This window comes from Burkholderia sp. SIMBA_062, assembly GCF_046534765.1.
Lineage (GTDB): Bacteria > Pseudomonadota > Gammaproteobacteria > Burkholderiales > Burkholderiaceae > Burkholderia > Burkholderia ambifaria.
In genome coordinates this window covers 29874-54534 of sequence record NZ_JAWRYD010000033.1, presented here as the reverse complement: position 1 = coordinate 54534, position 24661 = coordinate 29874, and the positions used below count along the sequence as shown (strand labels likewise).

General features: G+C 68.6%; 22 protein-coding genes and 1 tRNA gene. 4 read left to right on the top strand and 19 right to left on the bottom strand.

Annotation, left to right across the window (positions count from 1 at the left end; all coding sequences use genetic code 11):
* Positions 1–21: 21 nt before the first annotated feature.
* Together SB786_RS28390 and SB786_RS28385 are read right to left on the bottom strand one after the other, a co-directional pair.
* Positions 22–1233 carry a CaiB/BaiF CoA transferase family protein gene (locus SB786_RS28390; RefSeq protein ID WP_410730384.1) on the bottom strand — a complete coding sequence of 404 codons (1212 nt, stop codon included), beginning with the start codon at positions 1231–1233 and terminating at the stop codon, positions 22–24.
* Positions 1230–2984, bottom strand: coding sequence for an acyl-CoA dehydrogenase family protein (locus SB786_RS28385; protein ID WP_410730383.1), 1755 nt, complete (start codon positions 2982–2984; stop codon positions 1230–1232). Before SB786_RS28385 ends, SB786_RS28390 begins: the two co-directional genes overlap by 4 nt.
* A 173-nt stretch (positions 2985–3157) precedes the next feature.
* Between SB786_RS28385 and SB786_RS28380 the strand changes: the two genes are divergently transcribed.
* Positions 3158–4060 carry a LysR family transcriptional regulator gene (locus tag SB786_RS28380; RefSeq protein WP_410730382.1) on the top strand — a complete coding sequence of 301 codons (903 nt, stop codon included), beginning with the start codon at positions 3158–3160 and terminating at the stop codon, positions 4058–4060.
* 97 nt (positions 4061–4157) lie between these two features.
* A tRNA-Val gene (locus SB786_RS28375) sits at positions 4158–4232 on the top strand.
* Between the two features lie 204 nt (positions 4233–4436).
* On the opposite strand, the gene SB786_RS28370 is transcribed toward SB786_RS28375, so the two are convergent.
* From SB786_RS28370 to hutH, 12 genes are all read right to left on the bottom strand, one after another.
* Positions 4437–5096: a hypothetical protein gene (locus SB786_RS28370; protein ID WP_410730381.1), complete on the bottom strand. Its 660-nt coding sequence runs from the start codon at positions 5094–5096 to the stop codon at positions 4437–4439.
* 45 nt (positions 5097–5141) lie between these two features.
* Positions 5142–5375: a tyrosine-type recombinase/integrase gene (locus SB786_RS28365; RefSeq protein WP_410730380.1), complete on the bottom strand. Its 234-nt coding sequence runs from the start codon at positions 5373–5375 to the stop codon at positions 5142–5144.
* Between the two features lie 95 nt (positions 5376–5470).
* A complete protein-coding gene (locus tag SB786_RS28360) occupies positions 5471–6856 on the bottom strand; it encodes an aspartate aminotransferase family protein (protein WP_410730379.1) in 1386 nt (461 codons plus the stop codon).
* A gap of 28 nt (positions 6857–6884) precedes the next feature.
* A complete protein-coding gene (locus SB786_RS28355; protein ID WP_410730378.1) occupies positions 6885–8222 on the bottom strand; it encodes a glutamine synthetase family protein in 1338 nt (445 codons plus the stop codon).
* Positions 8223–8234: 12 nt separating this feature from the next.
* On the bottom strand, positions 8235–9041 hold the full coding sequence (locus SB786_RS28350; RefSeq protein ID WP_410730377.1) for a gamma-glutamyl-gamma-aminobutyrate hydrolase family protein: 807 nt from the start codon (positions 9039–9041) through the stop codon (positions 8235–8237).
* A gap of 729 nt (positions 9042–9770) precedes the next feature.
* Complete coding sequence (gene hutG, locus SB786_RS28345) at positions 9771–10568, bottom strand: N-formylglutamate deformylase (protein ID WP_410730376.1); 798 nt, start codon at positions 10566–10568, stop codon at positions 9771–9773.
* Between the two features lie 56 nt (positions 10569–10624).
* Positions 10625–12001: a formimidoylglutamate deiminase gene (locus SB786_RS28340; protein ID WP_410730375.1), complete on the bottom strand. Its 1377-nt coding sequence runs from the start codon at positions 11999–12001 to the stop codon at positions 10625–10627.
* Between the two features lie 23 nt (positions 12002–12024).
* Positions 12025–13248 carry an imidazolonepropionase gene (gene hutI, locus SB786_RS28335; protein WP_410730374.1) on the bottom strand — a complete coding sequence of 408 codons (1224 nt, stop codon included), beginning with the start codon at positions 13246–13248 and terminating at the stop codon, positions 12025–12027.
* Between the two features lie 4 nt (positions 13249–13252).
* Positions 13253–13903, bottom strand: coding sequence for a HutD family protein (locus tag SB786_RS28330; RefSeq protein ID WP_410730373.1), 651 nt, complete (start codon positions 13901–13903; stop codon positions 13253–13255).
* A gap of 2 nt (positions 13904–13905) precedes the next feature.
* Positions 13906–15594: a urocanate hydratase gene (gene hutU, locus SB786_RS28325; protein ID WP_410730372.1), complete on the bottom strand. Its 1689-nt coding sequence runs from the start codon at positions 15592–15594 to the stop codon at positions 13906–13908.
* A 38-nt stretch (positions 15595–15632) separates the two neighbouring features.
* Complete coding sequence (gene hutC / locus SB786_RS28320) at positions 15633–16328, bottom strand: histidine utilization repressor (RefSeq protein ID WP_410730371.1); 696 nt, start codon at positions 16326–16328, stop codon at positions 15633–15635.
* A 4-nt stretch (positions 16329–16332) separates the two neighbouring features.
* Positions 16333–17856 (bottom strand): histidine ammonia-lyase, encoded by a 1524-nt coding sequence (gene hutH, locus SB786_RS28315; protein WP_410730370.1) that lies wholly within the window; start codon positions 17854–17856, stop codon positions 16333–16335.
* Positions 17857–18082: 226 nt separating this feature from the next.
* Here hutH and SB786_RS28310 point away from each other — a divergent pair, with 226 nt between their 5' ends.
* Positions 18083–19003: a glutamate/aspartate ABC transporter substrate-binding protein gene (locus SB786_RS28310; protein WP_410730369.1), complete on the top strand. Its 921-nt coding sequence runs from the start codon at positions 18083–18085 to the stop codon at positions 19001–19003.
* Positions 19004–19024: 21 nt separating this feature from the next.
* Here the strand turns inward: SB786_RS28310 and SB786_RS28305 are convergent, their stop codons facing one another.
* Both SB786_RS28305 and SB786_RS28300 read right to left on the bottom strand, forming a co-directional pair.
* On the bottom strand, positions 19025–19780 hold the full coding sequence (locus SB786_RS28305) for a 4'-phosphopantetheinyl transferase family protein (RefSeq protein ID WP_410730368.1): 756 nt from the start codon (positions 19778–19780) through the stop codon (positions 19025–19027).
* A gap of 142 nt (positions 19781–19922) precedes the next feature.
* Complete coding sequence (locus SB786_RS28300; RefSeq protein ID WP_410730367.1) at positions 19923–20999, bottom strand: alpha/beta fold hydrolase; 1077 nt, start codon at positions 20997–20999, stop codon at positions 19923–19925.
* A 19-nt stretch (positions 21000–21018) separates the two neighbouring features.
* Here SB786_RS28300 and SB786_RS28295 point away from each other — a divergent pair, with 19 nt between their 5' ends.
* A complete protein-coding gene (locus SB786_RS28295; protein WP_410730366.1) occupies positions 21019–21150 on the top strand; it encodes a hypothetical protein in 132 nt (43 codons plus the stop codon).
* A 9-nt stretch (positions 21151–21159) separates the two neighbouring features.
* On the opposite strand, the gene SB786_RS28290 is transcribed toward SB786_RS28295, so the two are convergent.
* From SB786_RS28290 to SB786_RS28280, 3 genes are all read right to left on the bottom strand, one after another.
* Positions 21160–22662: a cryptochrome/photolyase family protein gene (locus SB786_RS28290; protein WP_410730365.1), complete on the bottom strand. Its 1503-nt coding sequence runs from the start codon at positions 22660–22662 to the stop codon at positions 21160–21162.
* Between the two features lie 312 nt (positions 22663–22974).
* Positions 22975–23955, bottom strand: coding sequence for an acetyltransferase (locus SB786_RS28285; RefSeq protein WP_410730364.1), 981 nt, complete (start codon positions 23953–23955; stop codon positions 22975–22977).
* A gap of 17 nt (positions 23956–23972) precedes the next feature.
* A complete protein-coding gene (locus SB786_RS28280) occupies positions 23973–24626 on the bottom strand; it encodes an SDR family oxidoreductase (RefSeq protein ID WP_410730363.1) in 654 nt (217 codons plus the stop codon).
* Between the last annotated feature and the right edge of the window lie 35 nt (positions 24627–24661).

Here is a 24661-nt window from a genome sequence, read left to right as displayed (position 1 = left end):
CCCGCGGGCCCCGTGGGCCGATCACGTCGGGTCGGGCGCGACCTTCAGCACGCCGGCGTCGAGCAGTTGCTGCTGGAGCGCGGGATCGACGCCGAGGCGATCGAGCACCGCGCGCGTGTCGCGGCCGAGCGCCGGTGGCGGCGTGCGATAGGTCGCCGGCGTGCGCGACAGCTTCACCGGCGATGCGGTGCCGCGATATGCGCCGATCTCGACGAACAACTCGCGGTGCAGCGCATGCGGGTCGCGCGCGACGTCGGCGACCGTGCGCACCGGCCCGCACGGCACGCCCGCCGCCATCAGGTCGCGCGCGAGCGGCTCGCACGGATGGGCGGCCAGCCGCGCCTCGAGTTCGGCCTTCAGCTCGGGCCGGTGCGCGCAGCGGCTGCGGTTGTCGACGAAGCGCGGATCGCCGGCGAGCGCCGGCGCGCCGAGATGCGCGACGAGGCGTGCGAACTGCCGGTCGTTGCCGACCGCGAGGAAGATCGGCACCGTCGCCGTGCGATAGCTGTCGTACGGCGCGATGTTCGGATGCGCGTTGCCGCTGCGCTCGGGCACGCGCCCCGAGCCGAAGAAGTTCGGCAGGTGCGGATGCAGCAGCGACACGCCGCAGTCGTACAGCGCGATGTCGATCGACTGGCCCTGTCCGCTCTGCTCGCGCTCCGCGAGCGCGAGCAGGATGCCGGCCAGCGCGTTGAGCCCCGTGACCATGTCGACGATCGGCAACCCGATGCGCATCGCGTCGCCGTCGCGCTCGCCGTTGACGCTCATCAGCCCGGCCATCGCCTGGATCACCGCGTCGTAGCCTGGCAGCCCGCCGAGCGGGCCGTGTTCGCCGAAGCCGGTCACCGCGCAGTGGATCAGGCGCGGCAAGCGCGGCCGCAGGTCGCGCGCGTAGTCCATCCCCCAGCGCGCGAGCGTGCCGGGCTTGAAGTTCTCGACGAGCACGTCGGCGTCGTCGAGCAGGCGCCACAGGATCGCGCGCCCTTCGTCGCGGGACAGATCGAGCGCGAGCCCTTCCTTGTTGCGGTTCACGCCCATGAAATACCACGCGGTGTCGCCGAGGAACGGCGGCCCCCAGCCACGCGTCTCGTCGCCGTCCGGCGGCTCGATCTTGATCACCGTCGCGCCGTGGTCGGCGAGCGCCTGCGTGCAGTACGGGCCGCCGAGCACGCGGCTCAGGTCGACGACCTTCAGGCCGTCCAGTGCGCCGCGTGTCGCTTTCGTCACGTTCATCGTTCGACCTCCGGCAACAGGTCGAGCGCCATGTCGAGCGGCACCGGCGTGCCACGCACCAGCGCGTCGAACGCCATCGCTTCGTCGTCGCGCGACGCCGGCGCGAGCGGGTCGACCGGCAGCAGCTTGTGACGCACGATCAGGTGCGCGAGCGCGAGGCGCCGGTAATCGGGCGCGAGCCGCACGCCCTCACATGCCATCAGCACGGCCGCGCTCGCGTAGTACAGCGCCGACGCGGCCTGCCGCACGCACGCGTCGTCGCGCGCCGCCGCAACCCGTGCAAGCGCATCGCATGCGCGCGCGAGAATGCGCCGCAGCGCCGCGCGACTCGCGTCGGGCAGCGGCGCCGCGCCGAGCCGATCGCCGAGGAACGTGCGCAGCGCGTCCAGCGCCTGCTCGCGCTGCGCGGCGCGCGCGACGTCGAGCGCGACGATGTTGCTGGTGCCTTCCCAGATCGAGCCGAGATGCGCGTCGCGCACGAGGCGCGCATCGCTCCATTCCTCGATGTAGCCGATGCCGCCGCGTACCTCCATCGCGTCGCCCGTCACGCGGCGCGCATCGCGGCACGCGCGGAACTTGATCAGCGGCGTCAGGATGCGCACGCAGCGCGCGGCCTGCTCGTCGCCCGCATCCGCCCGCGGCAGCAGCAGCGCGATCTGCATGAACATCGCACGCGCGGCCTCGGCGGGCAGCAGCATCTTCATCAATTGGCGCTGCATCAGCGGCATCTCGATCAGCGTCCGGCCAAACGCCGTGCGGTGCGCGGCCACGTGCAGCGACTCGTTCAGCGCGCGCCGCATCAGCCCGGCCGCGCGCACGCCGTTCGACAGCCGCGACATGTTGATCATGTCGGCCATCTGGTGAAAGCCGCGGCCGATCTCGCCGATCAGGTAGGCCTGCGCGCCTTCGAGCGCGATCTCGCCGCTCGCCATCGAACGGCTGCCGAGCTTGTCCTTCAGCCGCACGATCCGGTAGCGGTTGCGCGTGCCATCCGGCAGCGTCTTCGGCAGCAGGAACAGCGCGAGCCCGTTGATGCCATCCGGCGCGCCGTCGGGCCGCGCGAGCACCATCGCCAGGTCGGCGTCGGCGTTCGAGCAGAACCATTTGTCGCCGTACAGGCGCCACACCGCGCCGTCTTGCGCGCTCGTTTCGCGCACCGCGCGCGTCGCGATGCGGCCGACGTCGGAGCCGGCCGCCTGCTCGGTCATGAACATCGCGCCCTGGAACAGCGTGTCGAAATCGCGCGACGCGAGCCTCGGCAGGTAGTGCTCGACGAGCGCCGGTTCGCCGAAACGGCGCAGCGTACGCGTAAGCGAGTCGGTCATGCTGACCGGGCAGCACAGCCCGAATTCGGCCTGCACGAACAGGAACGTCAGCGCGTACTTGACGAGCGGCGCCACCGCGTCGGGCTGGTGGCTCAGCGCCGCGAGCCCGAGTTCCGCATACGCGACGCGTTCGAGCGCGACATACGCCGGGTCCTTGTCGATCCGCTGCACGGCCTCGCCGCGCCGGTTGCGATGTTCGAGCACGGGCGGATGCTTGTCCGCGCGCGACGCCCATTCGTCGAGTTCGCCCGACACGCGCGCGCCGAGTGCATGCAGTTGCGGTTCGAGCCGTGCGTATTGGGCGGCGCCGAGATGCAGCTTCAGCAACGCGCCGAGATCGGGATCGGCCGTGAAGAAATTGATGCCCCGGCTGTCGGGGATGTTGCCGGATGCGCCGGCGTCCGGTATGCGAGCGGTGTCGTTCATGCATGCGTCTCCATGGTTGCCCGGCTGCCGGCCGGCGCCCGCTCCGTGGCGGCGCGGCAGCCCGATGCCAGACGTTACGCAGAGACTAGGCGCGTGATCGATAAGCGTCCAATACAGGTTTTATCCGGTACGATAGACGGCACTTATCGATGCCGGGGCCGGGAGGAGACAGCATGGAACTGCGGCAGTTGCGCTACTTCGTGGCGGTCGCCGAGGAACTGCATTTCGGGCGCGCGGCGAAGCGCCTGTTCATCTCGCAGCCGGCGCTGAGCTTCGACATCCGCAAGTTCGAGGAAGCGCTCGGCGTGCAGCTCTTTTCACGCACCAACAAGACGGTCGCGCTCACCAACGCGGGCGCGGTGCTGCTCGGCGAAGCGCGCCGGCTGCTGCTGCAGGCGAGCGAGGCCGAGCGTCTCACGGTGCGCTCGGCGTCCGGTCTCGCGGGCCGGCTGCGGATCGGCTTCGTCCATTCGATGCTGTATCGCGGGCTGCCCGATGCGGTGCAGCGCTTCGAGGCCGACTATCCGGGCGTGGAGATCGTGCTGAGCGAGATGAACACGCACGCGCAGGTGCAGGCGATCCAGCGCGGCCAGATCGATCTCGGTTACGCGCACTGGGGCCACTGCCCGCCGGAGGTCGAATCGACGCCCGTCTACGCCGAACCGTTCGTGTGCTGCCTGCCGGCCGCGCATCCGCTCGCGCGGCGCCGGCAGGTCGCGCTCGCCACGCTCGCCGCGGAACCGTTCATCCTGTTTCCGCGCGACGCGGCGCCGCACTATCACGACCTGATCATCGCGCAATGCGTGAACGCGGGCTTCAGTCCGCTGATCCGTCACGAGGCGCGGCTGTGGCAGACGATCCTGTCGATGATCGAGTTCGGGATGGGCATCGCGCTGGTGCCGCGCGTGCTGCAGCAGGTGAAGAGCGACCGGCTCGCGTTCCGGCCGCTGAAGGATGCGTCGCTCGAATCGCGCACGCTGGAACTGAAGCGCAGCGGCACCGCCGAACCGGTCGCGCTGCGCTTCGCCGACTACGTGCGCGCGTCGATCGACGCGCTACCCGCGCTCGCCGGCTGAGCAGGCGGCGGATGCATTGGCGTTTGCAGCTGTTTGAAAAAAATTGCAGAAAGGGCTTTACAGACCCTCAAAGCCCTGACATAATTTCAGCTTCTTTGGGCGGTTAGCTCAGCGGTAGAGCACTGCCTTCACACGGCAGGGGTCACTGGTTCGATCCCAGTACCGCCCACCAAAGAATTCGCCGCTTGTGGCGACGCGTTAAACGCTGGATCGAGCAGTTCTCTCCGGCGCCAGCGCAAAGCCACTAGGTAAAGAGAAAGCCCTGCACTCGCAGGGCTTTTTTTCGTTCTTCGAGGCCGATCGGAAACGCAAGACAGCCGAAGGGTGCAGCTGGCTGAGCACCCAAGGCGAGTACCAAGTTTCGCTAGCCACCCGGTTAGGGTTTCGGATCGTCGGCGCCGTTATCTTCTTCCTTACGCAAACAAGGCGCGTCGTCCTGCTGCGTTTCCTGCGACGCTTTCCCGGAGTGGTGAGGCAGCAGCCCATCATCAAGTGTCGCTCCGGTCATCATTGCGGCGAACCTGCGACTCATGTATTGCCCCTCTTTGCTTCTTTGCATGAAAAACTCAGTTTTTCCTCGCGGATAACGGAGATCAAAGTTAATCTCCAGCAGGCCAATCATGAATGAGCAAAGTCCATCAGCATCGAAGTGAACTGAGGTCACCTGCTTTCCAACGATGCGAGTTGATGTGATGCACTCGACGTTGTCCGGCGACCAATCCCACATTCCATGCACTATCGCTTTGCGATACTCGTGACCCCATAAAATTCTTGCGTGGACCTTTTCCAGAGTCTTCCGGCGCTTACCTTTGGCTTGGTCCACCACACGCTCCCTCCACAGCCGCAGCACACCCGTGAACTGGATGTTGTTCATCTCCTTAGGTAACTTCGGCGACTCTTCTCCATCATCAGCGGGAACGTAGGTATGCAACGTCTGCGAGAATACCTCATGCTCCAGTGAGGCCCATGCGGCGACAATCGTGCCGACGAAGTACGTTTCCTTGTCGGTTAGCGGAAGGTCGATCAGCATCTTCATCTTGTCGTCTTTCCTCATGATTGCGCCGCATCCCTGTGTTTTGCCTCACGCAAAGGCGTGCAGCGTCCGCACCGCCTCGCGCCCCATGTGCGGGGCCAGGTGCGCGTACGGCTCCGTCACCGTGATCGATGAGTGTCCGAGCAAATCCTTCACCACGTACAGCGACACGCTCGCCATGACGAGCCAAGAGGCGAAGGTATCGTGCGAGTCGTGCACCCCGAAATCGTTGATGCCCGCGCGAACGCACGCCGGGCGGACACCCTTCTGAATCGTCGTCATGCGACCGCCCGACGCCACCGCGAGCTGAGGTCGCTTTTCTGCGCCCCTCCGACGGTCGGCGCTTCGACGGTATGTGACCGAAGCGCCGCGATCGCTCACTTCACCCGCTCCGCCGTTGCATCGAACGCACACCGCGCCTTGTCGACGATCTCGTCGACTTCCGCCTCCCGGATCACGAGCGGCGGCGACAGCAGCATCCGGTCGCCGGTCGCGCGCATGATCAGGTTGCCGTTGAAACAGAAGTCGCGGCAGATCGTGCCGATATCGACGTCCGCACCAAATCGCTCGCGCCGGCTCCGGTCGCGCGCCAGCTGAACGCCCGCGACCAGCCCCGCTCCCGCGATCTCGCCGACGATCGGATGATCGCCGAGGGCATCCCGCAGCCGGCGCTGGAAATACGGCCCGATATCGCGCTTCACGCGCTCGACGATCCCTTCGTCGCGCAGCAGCTTCAGGTTCGCGACCGCGACGGCCGCCGCCACCGGGTGCCCCGAGTACGTGAGGCCGTGATTGAATTCGCCGTTGTCGATGATCGGGCGCGCGACGCGCTCGTGGATGCCCACCGCGCCCATCGGCACGTAGCCCGACGTGAGGCCCTTGGCCATCGTGATCAGGTCCGGCTCGAAGCCGAAGTGCTGGTGCGCGAACCATTCGCCGGTGCGCCCGAAGCCGCCGATCACTTCGTCGGCGACGAGCAGGATGTCGTACTTGCGGCAGATCCGCTGGATTTCCGGCCAGTACGTCGACGGCGGGAAGATCACGCCGCCCGCGCCCTGGAACGGCTCGCCGATGAACGCCGCGACGTTCTCCGCGCCGAGTTCGAGAATCTTCGCCTCGAGCTGCCGCGCGCATGCGAGGCCGAACGCTTCGGGCGTCTCGCCGGCTTGCGCTTCGCTGAAGAAATACGGCTGGTCGATGTGCACGATGTGCTCGACCTTCGACGGCATCTGCTCGTGCATGTAGCCCATCCCGCCGAGCGTGCCGCCCGCGATCGTCGAGCCGTGGTAGCCGTTCTTGCGCGAGATCACGAACTTCTTCTGCGGCTGGCCCTGCACGCGCCAGTACTGATGCACGAGACGCAGCACGGTGTCGTTGCCTTCCGAGCCGCTGTTGCAATAGAAGAAGTGATTGAAGCTCGCGGGCGTGAGTTCGGCGAGCAGCGCCGACAGTTCGATGACCGGCGGGTGCGTGGTCTTGAAGAACGTGTTGTAGAACGGCAGTTCCTGCAACTGGCGATACGCGGCGTCGGCGAGCTCCTTGCGGCCGTAGCCGACGTTCACGCACCAGAGGCCGGCCATCCCGTCGATCACCTTGTTGCCGTCGGAGTCCCACAGGTAGACGCCGTCGGCCTTCACGATCACGCGGCTGCCCGCGCGATTGAGCGCGCCCATGTCCGAGAACGGGTGAATGTGATGCGCGGCGTCGAGCGCGCGGTATTCGGCGGTCGAGTGCGGCGGGAAGGCTTCGTTTCGATCGGTCATGTTTCCTCCGTAAAACAGTGCCGCACATTCACACGTGCAGCAGCAGATGGCGGCGTTCCCACGAGCTGATCACGCGGAAGAACGCTTCGTATTCGGTTTCCTTCAGCGCCAGGTACGCCTTCACGAATTTGTCGCCGAGAATGCCGGCAAGCGGCGTGCACGCGGCCATCAACGAGATGCCCTCCTCGAGATTGCGCGGCAGCTGGTACGGCAGGTCGTAGCCGTCGGACGCGATCGGCTCGGTCGGCGCGAGCTGCTGCGTCATGCCGAGATAGCCGGCCGCGAGCGTCGCCGCGAACGCGAGGTACGGGTTGCAGTCAACGCCTGGAATCCGGTTCTCGATGCGCCGCGCGACCGGCGTCGACTGCGGGATGCGGAAGCCGACCGTGCGGTTGTCGTAGCCCCACTGCACGTTGATCGGCGCGGCCATGAAGCGCGACAGCCGGCGATACGAGTTGATGTACGGCGCGAAGATCGGCATCAACGCGGGCGTGTACTTCTGCAGCCCCGCTAGATAGCTGTGGAACATCGGCGACACGACCCCGTCCTCTTCGGCGAACAGGTTGCGGCCGGTGTGCACGTCGGCGAGGCTCTGGTGGATGTGCATCGCGGAGCCCGGCTCGCCCTCCATCGGCTTGGCCATGAACGTCGCGTACATGTTGTGCCGCAGCGCCGCCTCGCGCACCGTCCGTTTGAACAGGAACACCTGATCGGCCAGCGACAGCGCATCGCCGTGCACGAAGTTGATCTCCATCTGCGCGGCGCCGACTTCGTGGATCAGCGTCTCGATGTCGAGCCCCTGCATCTCGCAGTACTCGTAGATGTCCTCGAACAACGGATCGAACTCGTTGACGGCCTCGATCGAATACGACTGGCGGCCGGTTTCCGCGCGGCCGGTGCGCCCGATCGGCGGACGCAACGGCAGGTCGGGATCCGCGTTCATGTCGACCAGGTAGAACTCGAGTTCGGGCGCGACCACCGGCTGCCAGCCCTTCGCCTTGTACAGGTCGAGCACGCGGCGCAGCACGTAGCGCGGCGAGATCTCGACCGGCGAGCCATCGAAATGCACGCAATCGTGGATCACCTGCGCGGTCGGATCGACGGCCCACGGAATCAGGCAGATCGTCGATGGATCGGGCACGCACACCATGTCGGGATCGGTCACGCCGGTCAGCGAGCCGTCCTCCGGATAGTCGCCGGTGACGGTCTGCACCATCACGGCCTGAGGCAGGCGCATCGATTCGCCGGATTCGAATTTGTTGCGCGGAATGATCTTGCCGCGCGCGATGCCGGCCATGTCGGGAATGATCGCCTCGACTTCGGTGATGCGGTGCTGACGCAGGAATTCGCTCAGTTCGGGTTGCATGATCGGCCTCGTTCAGTCGATGTCGGATGCAGCCGGCGACGGCATGGTGCCGCCGGCCGCATGAATGCGGTGTGTCATGCGCGCGCGGCACGCCGCGCCGAATGCCGCGAAGATGTCGCGCGACAGCGGCTGTTCCGCGAAACGCCATTCGGGATGCCACTGCACGCCGAGCGCGAACGCGCGCGCACCGCGCACGCTGACGGCCTCGATCAGCCCGTCGGGCGCGCTCGCTTCGACCGCGAGCCCGGCGCCAAGCCGCGCGACGCCCTGGTCGTGCAGCGAATTGACCATCGCGTCGTGCGCGCCGCGCGCGATGCGTTGCAGCAGGCCGCCCGGCGCAAGCTGTATGCGATGCGCGGGGCCGTACTGTCGCTCGAGCGGATCGCCGTCGCGCTCGCGATGGTCATGGAAACCGGGGCTCGCATGCAGCCGCTGATGCAGCGTGCCGCCGTACGCGACGTTCAGCTCCTGCATGCCGCGGCAGATCGCGAGCACCGGCACGCCGGCATCGATCGCCGCGCGGATCAGCGGCAGCGCGGTCGCATCGCGCGCCGGGTCGTGCAGCGTGTCGGGCGTACTCGCCGGGCCGCCGTAGTGATGCGGCTCGACGTTCGAATGGCTGCCCGTCAGCAGCAGCCCGTCGACCGACGCCACGATCGCGTCGACCGGCTGCCGCGCACCGAGCGCGGGCAGCACGAACGCCAGCGCGCCGGCGCCGTCGACCAGCGCGACGAGATACTTCTCGCCGGCCGTGTGGTTCGGATGGGCGCCGCGCAGGATGCGGTCGGCGGTGACGACTACGATCGGGCGCGCTCGCATGATCGCCTCCGCGATAAGCGCGCGCCGCGTGCGGACGCGCAGGACGATGGAAGCCCGCCGTCGCTTGGCATGCGCGCGTGCACGATCATGCCGCGCGCACGGTGCGGCAACAGGCGGTGTGACCCGATGCGAAAACGGAAAAGGACACTAGGGCAACAATGAAGCGCTGCCGTCGCGCTGCACCGCGCTGAACAGGTGCGCGGTCACGAGGTTGAAGCGGCGCAGGCCGCGATGGGACACAGCGAAGAAACCAGGCTCGCGTATGAGGGCGGCGCGCGTGCCGCGATCAGCATGCCGGATCGGCCCGGCCTGAGGCGGCGCGCCCGCCGACGGACTTCGGGTCCGGCGTATCGAAGGGCTGGCGGCTTTCACGATCGTACTCGACTGACTGATGAAGACAGGACACGTGTCGCGGTGAAGCGCAGGCGGTAATACCGTACGGCGACACGCAGGCAAGGTGTCTCGCAACGGATTCCGGCACGGTACGGCGCCAATCGACGCCGTCGCCGCCGGACCGCGCGTGACGACTTCCTGACATTCAGCTTATATCACCTAAAAATTGCGTCAAATTTTAAGGTGTCGATCCCGACATCGATCGGACAAAAAAAAACGGCATCGGCGGTTCGGATCGATGCCGTTTTTGTGCGCTGCGTCAGCTTGCCCGCACCGCCTGTCGGCAAGCTGGCGCGGAAAATATCACCGCACCGCCGCACGCGGCGTGCCGACGCATCAGCGATGCGCGAGCGCGGTTTCGACGAGCGTCTGCAGCAGCGGCACGATGCGCGCGGCGCGCGCTTCGTCGTATGCGTAGGGACGCGTCTCTTCCATGTAGGTGATCTGCGACAGTTCGAGCTGCACGGCTTCGACGCCGGTGGCGGGCACGCCGTAGTGACGCGTGATGTAGCCGCCCTTGAACCGCCCGTTCGCGACCGCCGTATAACCGCCGTGCGCGTTCACGCACGCGGCCAGCGCCTCGGCGAGGCCGGGCGTGGCGCTCGCGCCGCTCGCCGTGCCGAAGTTGAAGTCCGGCAGGCGGCCTTCGAAGAAACGCGGCACGTGCGAGCGGATCGAATGCGCTTCCCACACGAGCACGCGGCCATGCTCCCGCTTCAGACGCGCGATCTCGCCTTGCAGCGCGTCGTGATACGGGCGCCAGTAGCGGTCGCGGCGGCGCATGATCTCGTCGTTGCCGGGCAGCGCGTTCGGCGGATACAACGGCGCCTTGTCGAACGTGTCGACCGGCACGAGCCCGGTCGTATCCTGCCCCGGGTACAGGTTCTCGTTGTCGGGCGGACGGTTCAGGTCGACGACGTAACGCGCGTGCGACGGCACGAGGATCGATGCGCCGAGCGTCGCCGCAAATCCGTACAGCCGCTCGAGATGCCAGTCGCAATCGTCGACGAAGCGCGCGTCGGGCGTCATCGTCGCGGCGATGTCGTCGGGGATGTGGGTGCCTGCGTGCGGGATCGAGATCAGCAGCGGCAGCGTGCCCTGCTTCAGCGTGAATACAGCCGGTTGTTCAGTCATGTCGCCTCACCGTAAAAGTCTGCCGGCGCACGCGCGGCGTGCGCCGGCGCCGCGCGTCAGCGCAGCAGTTGCGCCAGCGCGGCGCGGTAGTCGGCATAAGCAGCGGTTTCGTCGCGATGGCGGCGGCCGCTCACGACGCATTCGCCGCCGGTGTAGACGTCGAGCACCGGCGTGTCGCCGTGCTCGGCGAATACCGCGCCCGACAGCCACGCCGCGCTGCCGTGTTCGGCGATCGCGGGATGATCGGGATCGAGCACGAGCCAGTCGGCGCGGCAGCCTTCACGCAGCGCACCGATGCGCCGCCCGCTTGCCTGCGCGCCGCCCGCGAGCGATGCGTCGAACAGCCGGTCGGCGACATGCGCGTGCGTGTCGCTCGCGAGCACGTTGCGCGCGCGATGCACGAGCCGCTGCCCGTATTCGAGCAGGCGCAGCTCCGAGCGCCAGTCGACCGACGCATGGCTGTCCGAGCCGACACCGATCACGCCACCCTGCGCGAGATAGTCGACGGCCGGGAACACGCCGTCGCCGAGGTTCGCTTCGGTGGTGAGGCAGAGGCCCGCCACCGCGCGACGCTTCGCGAGCGCCGCCGTTTCGGCCGCATCGACATGCGTCGCGTGCACGAGGCACCAGCGCGCGTCGACGTCGAAGCGATCGAGCAGCCATTGCACGGGCCGCGCGCCGTAGGCACGCACGCAATCGTCGACTTCGGCTGTTTGCTCGGCGATGTGGATATGCACCGGCGCGTCGTCGGGCAGCCCGTCGAGCAGCACGCGCAGCCCGTTCTCGGACACCGCGCGCAGCGAGTGCGGCGCGACGCCGTAGCGCAGCCCGCCATGCTCGGGCGCGACGCGACGCATTGCGTCGAGCAGTTCGAGCAGGCCGTCCGGCGTGTTGATGAAGCGGCGCTGGTCGTCGCGCGGCGGCTTGTTGCCGAAGCCGGCGAACTGGTACGACACGGGCAGCATGGTGATGCCGATGCCGGCCGAGCGCGCCGCGTCGATCACGCGCGTGCCGAGCTCCGCGAGCTGCGGATAGCGCGAGCCGTCCTGCGCGTGATGCACGTAGTGGAATTCGCACACCGACGTATAGCCGCACTTGAGCATCTCGACGTACAGCCAGCGCGCGATCGCCGCGAGCGCGTCGGGCGTGATCTTCAGCGCGAAGCGGTACATCAGGTCGCGCCAGCTCCAGAAGCTGTCGGCGGGATTCGCGCGGTATTCGGTGAGCCCGGCCATCGCGCGCTGGAACGCGTGCGAATGCAGGTTCGGCATGCCGGGCAGCACGGGCCCGGTCGCGCGCGCGACGCCCGCCGGCGCATCGGTGTCGGGCGTCACGTCGGTCAGCGTGCCGGCCGCGTCCCAGCGCAGCAGCACGTTGCGGCGCCAGCCGTCGGGCAGGTAGGCATGGTCCGCGAACAGCGTCATTTCGGTCATGGTGAGTGTCGTCTCTTGCAAGGCTAGCCGTTCATCCGGCGAAACACCGTCGCACCGCTGCGCACGACCTGCTCGCACAGCGGGCGGCCGATCCAGTAAGCGAGCTCCGCCAGCGAGCCGACCGACCAGACCGCGAAATCGGCCTGGCGACCGATCTCGAGCGCACCGTGCCGATCGGCACGGCCGAGCGCCGCGGCCGCATGGCGCGTCACGCCCTGCAGCACCTCGGGCACCGTCATCCGGAACAGCGTGCAGCCCATGTTCAGCGTCAGCAGCAGCGATTCGAGCGGCGACGTGCCGGGGTTGTGATCGGTCGCGAGCGCGATCGGCACGCCGTGCTTGCGCAGCAGCTCGATCGGCGGCAATTGCGTTTCGCGGATGAAGTAGTACGCGCCGGGCAACAGCACGGCGACCGTGCCGGCCGCCTTCATCGCCTCGATGCCGGCTTCGTCGAGAAATTCGAGGTGATCGGCGGACAGCGCGCGATAACGCGCGGCGAGCGCGGTGCCGCCCGCGTTCGACAGCTGCTCCGCGTGCAGCTTCACCGGCAGCCCGCGCCGCGTCGCGGCCTCGAACACGCGCTCGGTCTGCGCGAGCGAAAAGCCGATGCGCTCGCAGAACACGTCGACCGCGTCGACGAGGCCTTCGTCGGCCAGCGTCGGCAGCATCCGTTCGCACACTTCGTCGATGTATTCGTCCGCGCGGCCCGCATATTCCGGCGGCAGCGCATGCGCGCCGAGGAACGTCGTGTAGACGGTGACCGGGAAGCGCTCGCCGAGCTGGCGCGCGACGCGCAGCATCTTGCGCTCGCTCGCGAGGTCGAGCCCGTAGCCCGACTTGATCTCGACCGCGCTCACGCCTTCCGCGAGCAGCGGCTGCAGACGCGCGGCGGCCTGCACGAACAGCGTCGTCTCGTCGGCCGCGCGCGTCGCGCGCACCGTCGACACGATCCCGCCGCCCTGCCGCGCGATCTCCTCGTAGCTGACGCCGGCGAGGCGCTGCGCGAACTCGTCGGCGCGCGTGCCGCCGTACACGAGGTGCGTGTGGCAGTCGACGAGGCCCGGCGTCACCCACGCGCCGTGCAAGTCTTCCCGCTGCCAGTGTGCGTAACCGTGCGGCAGCGCGGAGAACGCGCCGAGCCACACGATCGTGCCGGTTTCGTCGACGACGATCGCCGCGTCGTCGATGGTTTCGTCGGGGTGGCCGTGCGGGCACAGCCTCAGGTGATGCCAGACAGTCGGTTTCATGCGTTCAGTCTCGTTCGCCGACGACGAGCGACACGGCGAGCAGCGCGCCGCCTCCGCTCACGACGACGTCAAACGCACGCGGCGGCCCGTCGAGCCGCAGCGTGTCCATTTCCCGCAGCGCGTAATGCGCGCCGTCGATCTCGACGCCGACCGCGCCGGTCGCGCAGAACAGCAGCACGGTATCGGCGCGCTCGACGCGGTGCGTGCCTTCGGGCCACACGTCGACCGTCCCGCGCGCGGCCGAGCGGCGCGTCATCAGGTTGAAGTCGCGGGTCGGGCCGTCGTGCAGCGTCGCGTCGATCGCCGTTTCGCCGCCGAAATCCGCACGGGCGAGCGGCGCATCGAGCACATGGCGCGCGCCGCCCGCTTCCGTGAGCGTCATGCCCGCGCCGGACAGCAGCACGAGCGTGCGGTCGACGCCGTCGAAACGCGAGAACGGCCCGGCCGCGTCGACGTCCGCGACGCTCACGCGCCATGCGAACGCATCGAGCGCGGCGCCCGGCGGCGCCTCGGCGGACGTTCCCCGCGGGGAACATGCCGCGATTTCGCGCGTCACGCCGCCGCCGTTCTTCCACGGCGACGCAACGAGATCCGCCGCGCGAATCATCGCGGCAGCCAGCGTTGCGCGCACCGGCGCCTGGTCGAGCGCCGTCATGCTCAGCGGCCGAGCATCGGCAGCTTCAGGCCGGCTTCGCGGGCCGTCTGCTGCGCGAGTTCGTAGCCGGCATCCGCATGGCGCATCACGCCCGTCGCCGGATCGTTCCGCAGCACGCGGCCGAGACGCTCGTGCGCTTCGGCGGTACCGTCGGCGACGATCACGACGCCCGAGTGCTGCGAGAAGCCCATCCCGACGCCACCGCCATGGTGCAGCGACACCCACGATGCGCCGCCCGCGGTGTTCAGCAGGGCATTCAGCAGCGGCCAGTCGCTCACGGCGTCCGAACCGTCCTTCATCGATTCCGTCTCGCGGTTCGGGCTCGCGACCGAGCCGGTATCGAGGTGGTCGCGGCCGATCACGATCGGGGCCTTCAGTTCGCCGTTCTTCACCATCTCGTTGAACGCCTGGCCGAGGCGATAGCGATCCTTCACGCCGACCCAGCAGATCCGTGCCGGCAGGCCCTGGAACGCGATGCGCTCACGTGCCATGTCGAGCCAGTTGTGCAGGTGCGCATCGTCGGGGATCAGCTCCTTCACCTTCTGGTCGGTCTTGTAGATGTCTTCCGGATCGCCCGACAGCGCGACCCAGCGGAACGGCCCCTTCCCTTCGCAGAACAGCGGGCGGATATAGGCCGGCACGAAGCCCGGGAAGTCGAATGCGTTCTCGACGCCCATTTCCAGCGCCATCTGGCGGATGTTGTTGCCGTAGTCGAGCGTGGCCGCGCCGCGTTCCTGCAGCGTCAGCATCGCGCGCACCTGCTCGGCCATCGACTGCTTCGCGACCTTCACGATGCTTTGCGGATCGACCTTCTGCGCCTCGCGCCATTGCGCGACGGTCCAGCCTTGCGGCAGGTAGCCGTTGATCGGGTCGTGCGCGCTCGTCTGGTCGGTCACGCAATCCGGCGTGACGCCGCGCTTGACGAGTTCCGCGAACACGTCGGCCGCGTTGCCGAGCAGGCCGATCGAGACCGGCTTGCCGGCGCGCTTCGCTTCGTCGATCATGCCGAGCGCTTCGTCGAGCGTCGTCGCCTTCTTGTCGACGTAGCGGGTCTTCAGGCGGAAGTCGATGCGCGTCTCGTCGCATTCGATCGCGATCATCGAGAAACCCGCCATCGTCGCGGCCAGCGGCTGCGCGCCGCCCATGCCGCCCAGGCCGCCCGTCAGGATCCAGCGGCCCGACGGGTCGCCGTTGAAGTGCTGGTTCGCGACCGAGAAGAACGTTTCATAGGTGCCCTGCACGATCCCCTGGCTGCCGATGTAGATCCAGCTGCCGGCCGTCATCTGGCCGTACATCATCAGGCCCTTGCGGTCGAGCTCGTGGAAGTGATCCCAGTTCGCCCAGTGCGGCACGAGGTTCGAGTTCGCGAGCAGCACGCGCGGCGCATCCGTGTGCGTGCGGAACACGCCGACCGGCTTGCCCGACTGGATCAGCAGCGTTTCGTTTTCCTCGAGATCCTTCAGCGACGCGAGGATCTGGTCGTAGCATTCCCAGTTGCGCGCCGCGCGGCCGATGCCGCCGTACACGACGAGCGCGTGCGGATGCTCGGCGACTTCCGGATCCAGGTTGTTCTGGATCATCCGGTAGGCCGCTTCGGCCAGCCAGGTCTTGCAGACCTTCTCGCTGCCGCGCGGTGCGCGGATCGTGCGGGTCGGATCGAGACGGGGATCGATGTGTTTCGGATGGTTCATGACAACTGCTCCCGAAGGAAAATGAAGATCAATTGGAATCAGAAATGCCCGGTGAAGCGATAACGACTGCCCGGGTGCCACAGATTCGCCACCGAGGCGACGACGCCCTGCGACCAGGTACGCCGATGTAAAACCAGACACGGCTCGACGTCGTCCATCCGCAGTTGCTCGCGCCGCTCGGGCGCCGGAGCCGCCGCTTCGATCCGGTACTCGACGCGCTGCAGCGGGGCCGCGCGCATCAGGTACAGGTTCGGCGTCGTGTTCGTGAAATCCTGCTCGGCATAATCCGGCGCGACCGCCGGATTCACCCATCGTTCTTCGAGCTGGACGGGTTCGTCATTCTCGAAGTGCAACACCTGCGAATAAAACAGCATGGCGCGCACGGCCATCTGCATCTCGTCGGCGAGCGCCTCGTCGGCGCGGATCGTCTCGAGGCCGAGCACGCTGGCGCGGTACGCATGCCCGCGCGCGTCGACCTCTTCCGAAATACTGCGGATCGCGACGAGCGTCGACTCGTACTTCGGCCGCGCAACGTAAGTGCCCGCGCCCTTCATGCGCGTGAGCACCTGCTCGGCCGTCAACTCGCGCAACGCGCGGTTGACGGTCATGCGCGCGACCTTGAACTCGCGGGCCAGTTCGTTCTCGGAGGGCACCTGGTCGCCCTCCGCCCACTCGCCGGCGTGAATGCGGCCCAGGATGAAATCCTTGATCTCCTGGTAGACCGGCACGCTCATGGGCTTACTGTTCCGATGCGAACGAGAACGGCGCGGCCTTCGCGAACGCGCGCTCGCCGACGAGCTTCGCGATCACCGCGATGTCCGGTGCGAAGTAGTGGTCGAGCTCGTAGTGCGCGACATGGCCGCGGATCGTTTCCATCACGGGCGCGAGCTTCGGGCTCGTGTGGTACGGCGCGCGCAGGTCGACGCCCTGCGCGGCGGCCAGCAGTTCGATCGCGAGGATGTACTTCGTGTTGTCCGCGATGTCGGCGAGCTTGCGCGCGGCGAATGTCGCCATCGACACGTGGTCTTCCTGGTTCGCCGAGGTCGGCAGCGAGTCGACCGATGCCGGGTGCGCGAGCGTCTTGTTTTCCGATGCCAGCGCGGCAGCCGTCACGTGGGCGATCATGAAGCCCGAGTTCACGCCGCCGTCCTTCACCAGGAACGGGGGCAGGCCCGACAGCGTCGCGTCGATCAGCAGCGCGATGCGGCGCTCGGCCAGCGCACCGATTTCGGCTGCGGCGAGTGCGAGGTTGTCGGCCGCGAATGCGACGGGTTCGGCGTGGAAGTTGCCGCCCGACAGCACTTCGCCGGTATCCGGGAAGATCAGCGGGTTGTCCGACACGGCGTTCGCTTCGATCAGCAGCACGTCGGCCGCGTGACGCATCTGGTCCAGACACGCCCCCATCACCTGCGGCTGGCAGCGCAGGCTGTACGGATCCTGCACCTTGTCGCAGTCGCGGTGCGACTGGTTGATCGGCGAGCCGTCGAGCAGGTCGCGGTACGCCGCGGCCGCGTCGATCTGGCCGCGATGGCCGCGCAGCTCGTGGATGCGTGCGTCGAACGGCTTCACCGAGCCGGCTGCCGCGTCGACCGACAGCGCACCCGCGACGAGCGCGGTGCGGTACAGGTCTTCGATCGAGAACATGTTGTCGAGCGCCAGCGCCGTCGATGCCTGCGTGCCGTTCAGCAGCGCGAGGCCTTCCTTCGCCTGCAGCGTCAGCGGCGCGAGGCCCGCGACGCGCAGGCCGTCGAGCGCGCTGGCACGCTCGCCGCGGATGAACACTTCACCGACGCCGAGCAGCACGGCCGACATGTGCGCGAGCGGCGCGAGGTCGCCCGATGCGCCGACCGAGCCCTTCACCGGGATCAGCGGCAGCACGTCTGCGTTGAACAGCGTGATCAGCGCATCCATCACCTCGCGGCGGATGCCCGAGTGGCCGCGCCCGAGGCTCGACAGCTTCAGCGCCATCAGCAGACGCACCGACGAGCGCGCCATCGGCTCGCCCACACCGACCGCGTGCGACAGCACCAGGTTCTTCTGCAGCAGCTCGAGCTGGTCGTGCGGGATGTGCGTGCTGGCCAGGCGGCCGAAGCCAGTGTTGATGCCGTATGCCGGCTCGCCCTTCGCCGCGATGTCGGCGACGGCCTTCGCGCCGGCGTCGATCTTCGCGAAGCTCGCCGGGTCGAGCGTGAGCTGCACGGAGTCGCGAGCGATCTTGCGCAGTTGCGGGAGGGTCAGGTGGCCGGGGGTCAACGTAATCATGTGAGCAATCCTGTCTAGACAAGTTCGGGATGGATTGCAGTGTAGCCATCGGAACTTGTCTAGACAACCCCGTTTTTCAAGATTTCGACTCGGGAGTTTCCCTGATGTCGGGCGCGGCCCGCCGGAGTAGCCGGTCAGACCCGGGAATTAACATATGTTGCAATTATTTTTTCTTTGGCAACATACGAATCCGCACTTTCGCGCCATCCGCCTTCGGAGACCTGCCATGACCATCCCGCCCCGGTTGACCGCCCTTTTCGGCCGCAGCCTGCTCGTCGCCGCCTGCGCGCTCGCGTGCGGCGCGTCGCTTGCCGCCGAGCCGCTGTCCGGCACGCTCGAAAAGATCCGGCAGGCCGGCCTGATCTCGATCGGCCACCGCGAAACGTCGGTGCCGTTCTCCTACGTCGACGCGAGCGGCAAGGTGATCGGCTTTTCGCAGGACCTGTGCGATCGCGTGATCGCCGCCGTGAAGGCGCGCACCGGCAAGCCCGACCTGCAGGTGCGCTTCATCCCGGTCACGTCGCAGAACCGCATCCCGCTCGTGCAGAACGGCACCGTCGATCTCGAATGCGGGGTGACCACCAATCTCGCCGCGCGCCACGCGCAGGTCGCGTTCTCGACCACCTTCTTCGTCGCGACGACGCGCCTGCTCACGCGCACGAGCTCGGGCATTCGCGACTTCCCCGATCTCGCCGGCAAGACGGTCGTGACGAACCAGGGCACGACGTCCGAACGCCTGCTGCGCAAGATGAACGAGGAAAAGAAGATGAACATGCAGATCATCAGCGCGAAGGATTACGGCGAAGGACGCCTCACGCTCGAGTCGGGCCGTGCCGCCGCCTACATGATGGACGACGTGCTGCTCGCCGGCGTGCGCCAGCTCGCGGCGAAACCGGCCGACTGGGCGATCGTCGGCACGCCGCAGTCGTCGGAAGCGTACGGATTCATGCTGCGCAAGGACGATCCGCAGTTCAAGGCGCTCGTCGACGGCGTGCTCGTGCAGCTGATGAAGAGCGGCGAGATCAATGCGCTGTACGACAAGTGGTTCATGAAGCCGGTGCCGCCGAAGGGGCTCGCGTTCGAGTTCCCGATGAGCGACGTGATCAGGACGCGCTACGCGGCGCCGAACGACGCGCCGCTCGAGTGAGCGCCGCGCGGTGACATCGGCTCATGCGCGCGTCCACGCGACGCACGCCGCGTAGCCGGGCGCCGCGTCGAGCCAGCGCGCGTCGAATGCGGCCACGCCGGCCGCCGGCGCGGCCGGCTCGACGATCGTCGTCGCGGGCGTCGCCGCATCGCGCGGCGGCACCACGGCGAACGCGCGCAGCCCACCGCCGATGCCGGTGCCGAGCGCCTTGAGCAGCGCCTCCTTCGCGGACCACACGCGCATGAACGCGTCGGCACGCGCGCCGGGCGGCAGGCCGTCGAGATACGCAGCCTCGGCGGCCGCGCACACTTCGGCCGTCAGCGCGCGCCAATCGGTCGTGCGATTGCAGCTTTCGATATCGACGCCGACGCGCCCCGTATCTGCCCATGCGATAAGCGCGTGATCGCCCGCGTGCGACACGTTGAAATCGAGCGATGCGCGATGTGCGGGATCCAGCGACGGCCGTCCCGATGCATCGACGACGATCGCGATATCGCGCGGCGCCAGGTCGAGCGCCGCGCCGAGCACGTCGCGCAGCGCGGCGCGCGTCGCGGCGCTGCGCACCGCATCCTCGTGTCGAAGATAGCGCCCGGCACGCGCGCGCTCGGCGTCGCTCAACGCCGCATAGGCGGGCGACGCGAGCGGCACGCGCCAGTCGAAATCGATGCGCGCGACCTGCACGCCGGCACGCGACGCGGCAGGCGGCAGGTCGAGCAGGTGCACGCGCCATGCGCGCGACAGGTCGGCGGAAATCTCGGAATCGGGCGGAACGGACATCGGCACGCAGCAGGCAGTCGAATCAAACGTCCGATGTTAATCGATCGCGCCGGACGCGGATCGATGCGTCGCGACCGGGACCATCGACGGCGGCAGGTGGCGCGGCCGCCTCGTCGACGCGACGGCCTGGTTGCGGGTGCGATCAGCCTTGCGCGACGGCGCCCGGCACGCCGCTTCCCGCCAGCCGCGCGCGCTGCGCCGGATGGCGCGCGTGGACGTGGCCCGGCGCATCGGCCGGCAGCGCGCCGTGCTGAAGCCAGTACAGTGCGACGGGCCACAGCGTGTCGGTAAAGCGGCTGTGGAAGAACGCGAAGTGGCCGATCGCATCGACGCCGATGTCGCGCGGCGCGATCCGCAAATGCGTGACGTCGCTGCCCGTGTAGTAGCCGGCCAGCCGCTCGATCGCGTCGACCGTGCCGAAGCCGTCGTCTTCGAGGCCGATCGCGAGCATCGGCGCCGCGAGCCGCGCGAAGCGGGCCGGCAACGCGGCGCGGCTCGCCGCGGTTTCGGCGAGCGGGCCGTGCGTGTAGGCATCCTCGAAGCGCGGTTGCGCGCGCACCCACGACAGCGCGACGCCGCGCGGCGTGTCTTCCATCCAGCCGAGCCGTTTCGCGGGCACATAGCCGAACATGGCCGCGAGCGCCGGCATCGCCACGTGCCACTTCAACCACATGCGCCGCCGCTCTTGCGGCCGATAGTCGCGCCAGTACGCATACTGCGCGCCGACGGTCACCACATGGCGCACGCACGCGTTCGACGCCGCGAGCCCGAGCACGCAGCCGCCGATGCTGTGCGCGACGACGTCGAGCGGCTGGCCCGCAAATGCGTCGCGCGCGTACTGCAGCGCGGCCTCGCAATCGAGCCGCCCCCAGTCGAGCCAGTTCGCGCGCAGCTTCGCGAGCCGCGCGGGGCGCGATCCGCCGATCCCGCGATAGTCGTAGACGAGCACGTCGCGCCCCTGCGCGAACAGCCACGCCGCGAAGCGGAAGTAATAGTCGCAGCGCACCGACGTCGCGCAATTGACGACCGTCACGGGCCGCCCGGCGGCGGCGCCGCCGCCGCCGCGATGGCGCCACACGTAGCCGCGCAACGCGTAGCCATCGGCCGCGGTCAACGTCACGGGCTGCGGCGGCAATGCGTCCGCTGCTTGCTCGGGCGCGTACTCGGCCGCTTGCTCTGCCGCGCGAGCCGTCCCGCCTGCTTCGTTCGAAATCGTCATCCTGTCTCCTGTGCGGCACGTGCGCACCTGCACGCAGCCGGGCCCGGCGACGCGCGCCCCCGTGCTCGCGTTCGTCGCGTGGTGCGGCGCCACCTACTTCGATTCGGGCATCGCGCTCGCGCTCGTCGTGCACGCGGCGTTCTGCAACTGACGCGGCAAGTTACACCGCGCGCGGATGGCCGGCGGCGCTCGGCTTCGGCAACGTGGCCAGCGCATCGAGCGCACGACGGCGCGCGCCGCCGTGATCGACGATCGGCGCCGGATAGTCGAGCCCGAGCCGCACGCCGGCCGCCGCCAGCTGCGCCGCGGACGCCTCCCATGGCGCATGGATCGCCGCCGCGTCGAGGCCCGCGAGTTCCGGCACCCAGCGGCGCACGTACGCGCCCTGCGGGTCGAACTTCCGGCCCTGCGTCACCGGATTGAAGATGCGGAAATACGGCGCGGCGTCGGCCCCGCAGCCGGCCACCCATTGCCAGTTCGCCGGGTTGTTCGCGGCGTCCGCATCGACGAGCGTGTCGTGGAACCAGCGCTCGCCCGCCCGCCAGTCGATCAGCAGATGCTTGACGAGGAACGACGCGACGACCATCCGCACGCGGTTGTGCATCCAGCCGGTCGTCCACAGCTCGCGCATTCCCGCATCGACGAGCGGATAGCCGGTCAGCCCGCGCTGCCACGCGCGCAGCGCAGCGGGATCGTCGCGCCACGGCATCGCGTCGAACTGCGCGCGGAAGTTGTCGGTCGCGAGGGCCGGGAAGTGATACAGCAGCACGTGGCTGAATTCGCGCCAGCCGAGCTCGCTCAGGAATTTCTCGGCACCGGCCGCGCACGCCGCGCCGCCCGCCTGTGCCACACCCTGCACCGCATGCCACACCTGTCGCGGCGACACGTTGCCGAAGCGCAGAAATGGCGACAGCCGGCTCGTCGCGGGCTCGCCGGGTCGATCGCGTGTGTCGGCGTAGCCGGCCAGCGACGCGTGCACGAACGCGTCGAGCCGCGCGTGCGCGCCGGCTTCGTCGGGTGCCGGCCACGCGTCGCGCAGACCGCCCGCCCAGTCCGGCGCCGGCGGGCGCAACGCGAGTGTGTCGAGCGCCAGCGCGCGTTCGCGCACACCGGCCGGCCACGGATGAAACGCGATCCGCTCCGGTGCGGGCAGCGGCGCCGCCACCGTGCGATCGCGCCGCACCGCGCGCCAGTATGCGGTGAACACCTGGAACGGCGTACCGGCGCCTGTCATCACTTCCCACGGTTCGTTCAGTAGGCTGCCGTTGCTGCTCTCGACTTCGAGGCCATGCGCCTTCAGCGACGATTTCAACGCCGCATCGGCGTCGCGCTGCGGCTGCGCATAGCGGCGGTTCCAGTACACGGCCGCCCCGCCCGTGTCGTGCACGACGCGCTCGATCTCGCGCCGCGCATCGCCGCGCAACAGCAGCAGGCGTCCGCCATGACGCGCGAGCGCCGCGTCGAGTGCGGCGAGCGAGCCGTGCAGCCACCAGCGCGCCGCGCCGCCGAGCGCACGGCCCGCCCCCTCGCCCGTATCGTCGACATACACGCACACGAGCGGCCGGCCCGACGCGACTGCGCGCGTCAGCGCGGGCTGGTCGGTCACGCGCAGATCGTCGCGGAACCACACGACGGCGGGAGCAACGGACGACTTGGCTGACACGGGCACCTCGCGGCAGGAAACTGAAAAGTGACCCGTATTGTCGCGGCAGGCTCGCGCGATGTCGATGCTCGCCACGCAAGCGGCGCCGCGCATCGCGCACCGACGCCGGATCGCCGGCCTGGTGAAACGCCTTGGTCCATTCCGACGATTGTTCGTCGCACGCGCCGGCCTACGCTCGATGTCGGGTTCGCCGCGATGCGCGGCACGCGCCGGCCGCACACCGGCCACGCGCATCGCGCGACGCCCGTGCCCTGCCCGCCGGCGCCCGCGCGGACCGGTCCGTCCGTCGCGGCGCGCCGCAGGCGCCGGGGGTCAGTCCAGACGGAACGCCGCTTCGAATCGCTCGGCGAACGCGTCGAACTCGGCTTCCGGCAGATGATTGATGCCGCCCGCGCACTTGCGCCCGCCGCCCGTGGGAAAACCCCGGCAGAACTCGTCGGCACCGAGCGACCTGCCGTCGGGCACGCGCACGCTGACCACGAGCCCGCCCTGCGCACGCGGCGACAGCACCGCGAGCGCCGCATGCGGCGCATTGCGCATCCGCTCGTTCGCGAGCATCCCCGAAACGCGCCGCGCCCACGGATGATCCGGCATCCTGATCAGCGTCGCGCCCGGCACGTCGCGCAGCGGCACGAGCGCGCATGCCCGCGCCATGTCGTCGCGATAGCCGTCGCGCAGCGCGGCGAACACCGGCGTGCCGCGCACGAAGTCGAGCGGATCGGCGCACGGCAGCATCGCATCGGCCAGCACCGCCGGATCGAAATGCAGGTCGCCGACGCAGTCGCCGTATGCGTTGTAGTTCAGGTAGCGCCCGAGCTCGGCCAGCGTGCAGCGTTCAGCTTCGTCGATTCCGTATTCGCGGGCGAGCGCGTCGCCGAGCGCCGGCAGTTCGTCGCCGAATGCCGCGACAATCGCCCAGCGCACGTGCCGGCCGCCGAGATAGCGGTTCACGAGCGCGCTCGTGCAGATGTCGGCGGCCGTGTCGATATACGCATCGAAACGCGGATCGCCGGGCAGCGCGCCCGCGAAGTGATGATCGAAGTAGCGAACCGCCGCGCCGTCGCGCAACAGCCGCGCGCATGCGTCGCGGTTCTGGTCGTGCGACACGTCGAGCACGGTCACGCGATCGCCGGCCCGCGCGTCGATTCGCTCGAGCAGCTTGATGTCGCGCTTCACGCCGGTCACGAGCGTGCCGCCCGCGCCCTCCGCGAGCCGCAGCTGTTGCAGCGCGCAGAGGCCGTCCGCGTCGCCGTTGAACGCGAAGAAATGCCGCGCCTGTCGAGTTTCCTGCATGATTCGCCGCTCCGTCCTCAGGGCATGAAATCGCCGCCGTTCGCATCCGGCGTCGCGCCGGTCACCGCGTTCGCGTAATCCGACGCAAGGAACGGCGCCGCGCGCGCAGTCGTCGTCGTCGGCAGCTTCGCGAGCGCGAGGTTCGACGCGACCGGCGCGATGATCTCCTCCTCCGTCATCCCGCATTCGGCTGCCGCCTGCCGGAAATACGCCTGCGGCGGCACGCCCCACATCCACCCCATGTGGATGCTGTTCGCGCGGATCCCGTGCACGGCGAGCTCGCGCGCCAGGTATTTTGCCGCAATCGCGAGCGCGTCCTTCGATACAGCGTAGCCCGATTCGCCTGCAAATGGCTTGCGAGTCGCGATCGTGTTGATCATCACGATCGCGCCGCGCTTCTGCCGCTTCATGTGCGGCACGATTTCCTGCGTGAGCGTCATCGTGCCGAATATGTTCGTGTCGAACACCGCGCGCCAGCCGTCGAGATGGGCGTCCTCGACCGCCTGCGGAAACGTGCCGTGCACGAACGCGCTGTTCACGAGCGCGTCGATCCGGCCGAAGCGCTCGATCGCCTGCGTCGCCAGATGCCGGCATTGCGCGCGCTCGGCGATGTCGGTGCGCACCCATGCGACGCCGGCGGCTATGAGCCGGTGTTGGCGATCCCATGTCATACGTCATCAGATGTGATTGAGCGCCGCGGCGCGCT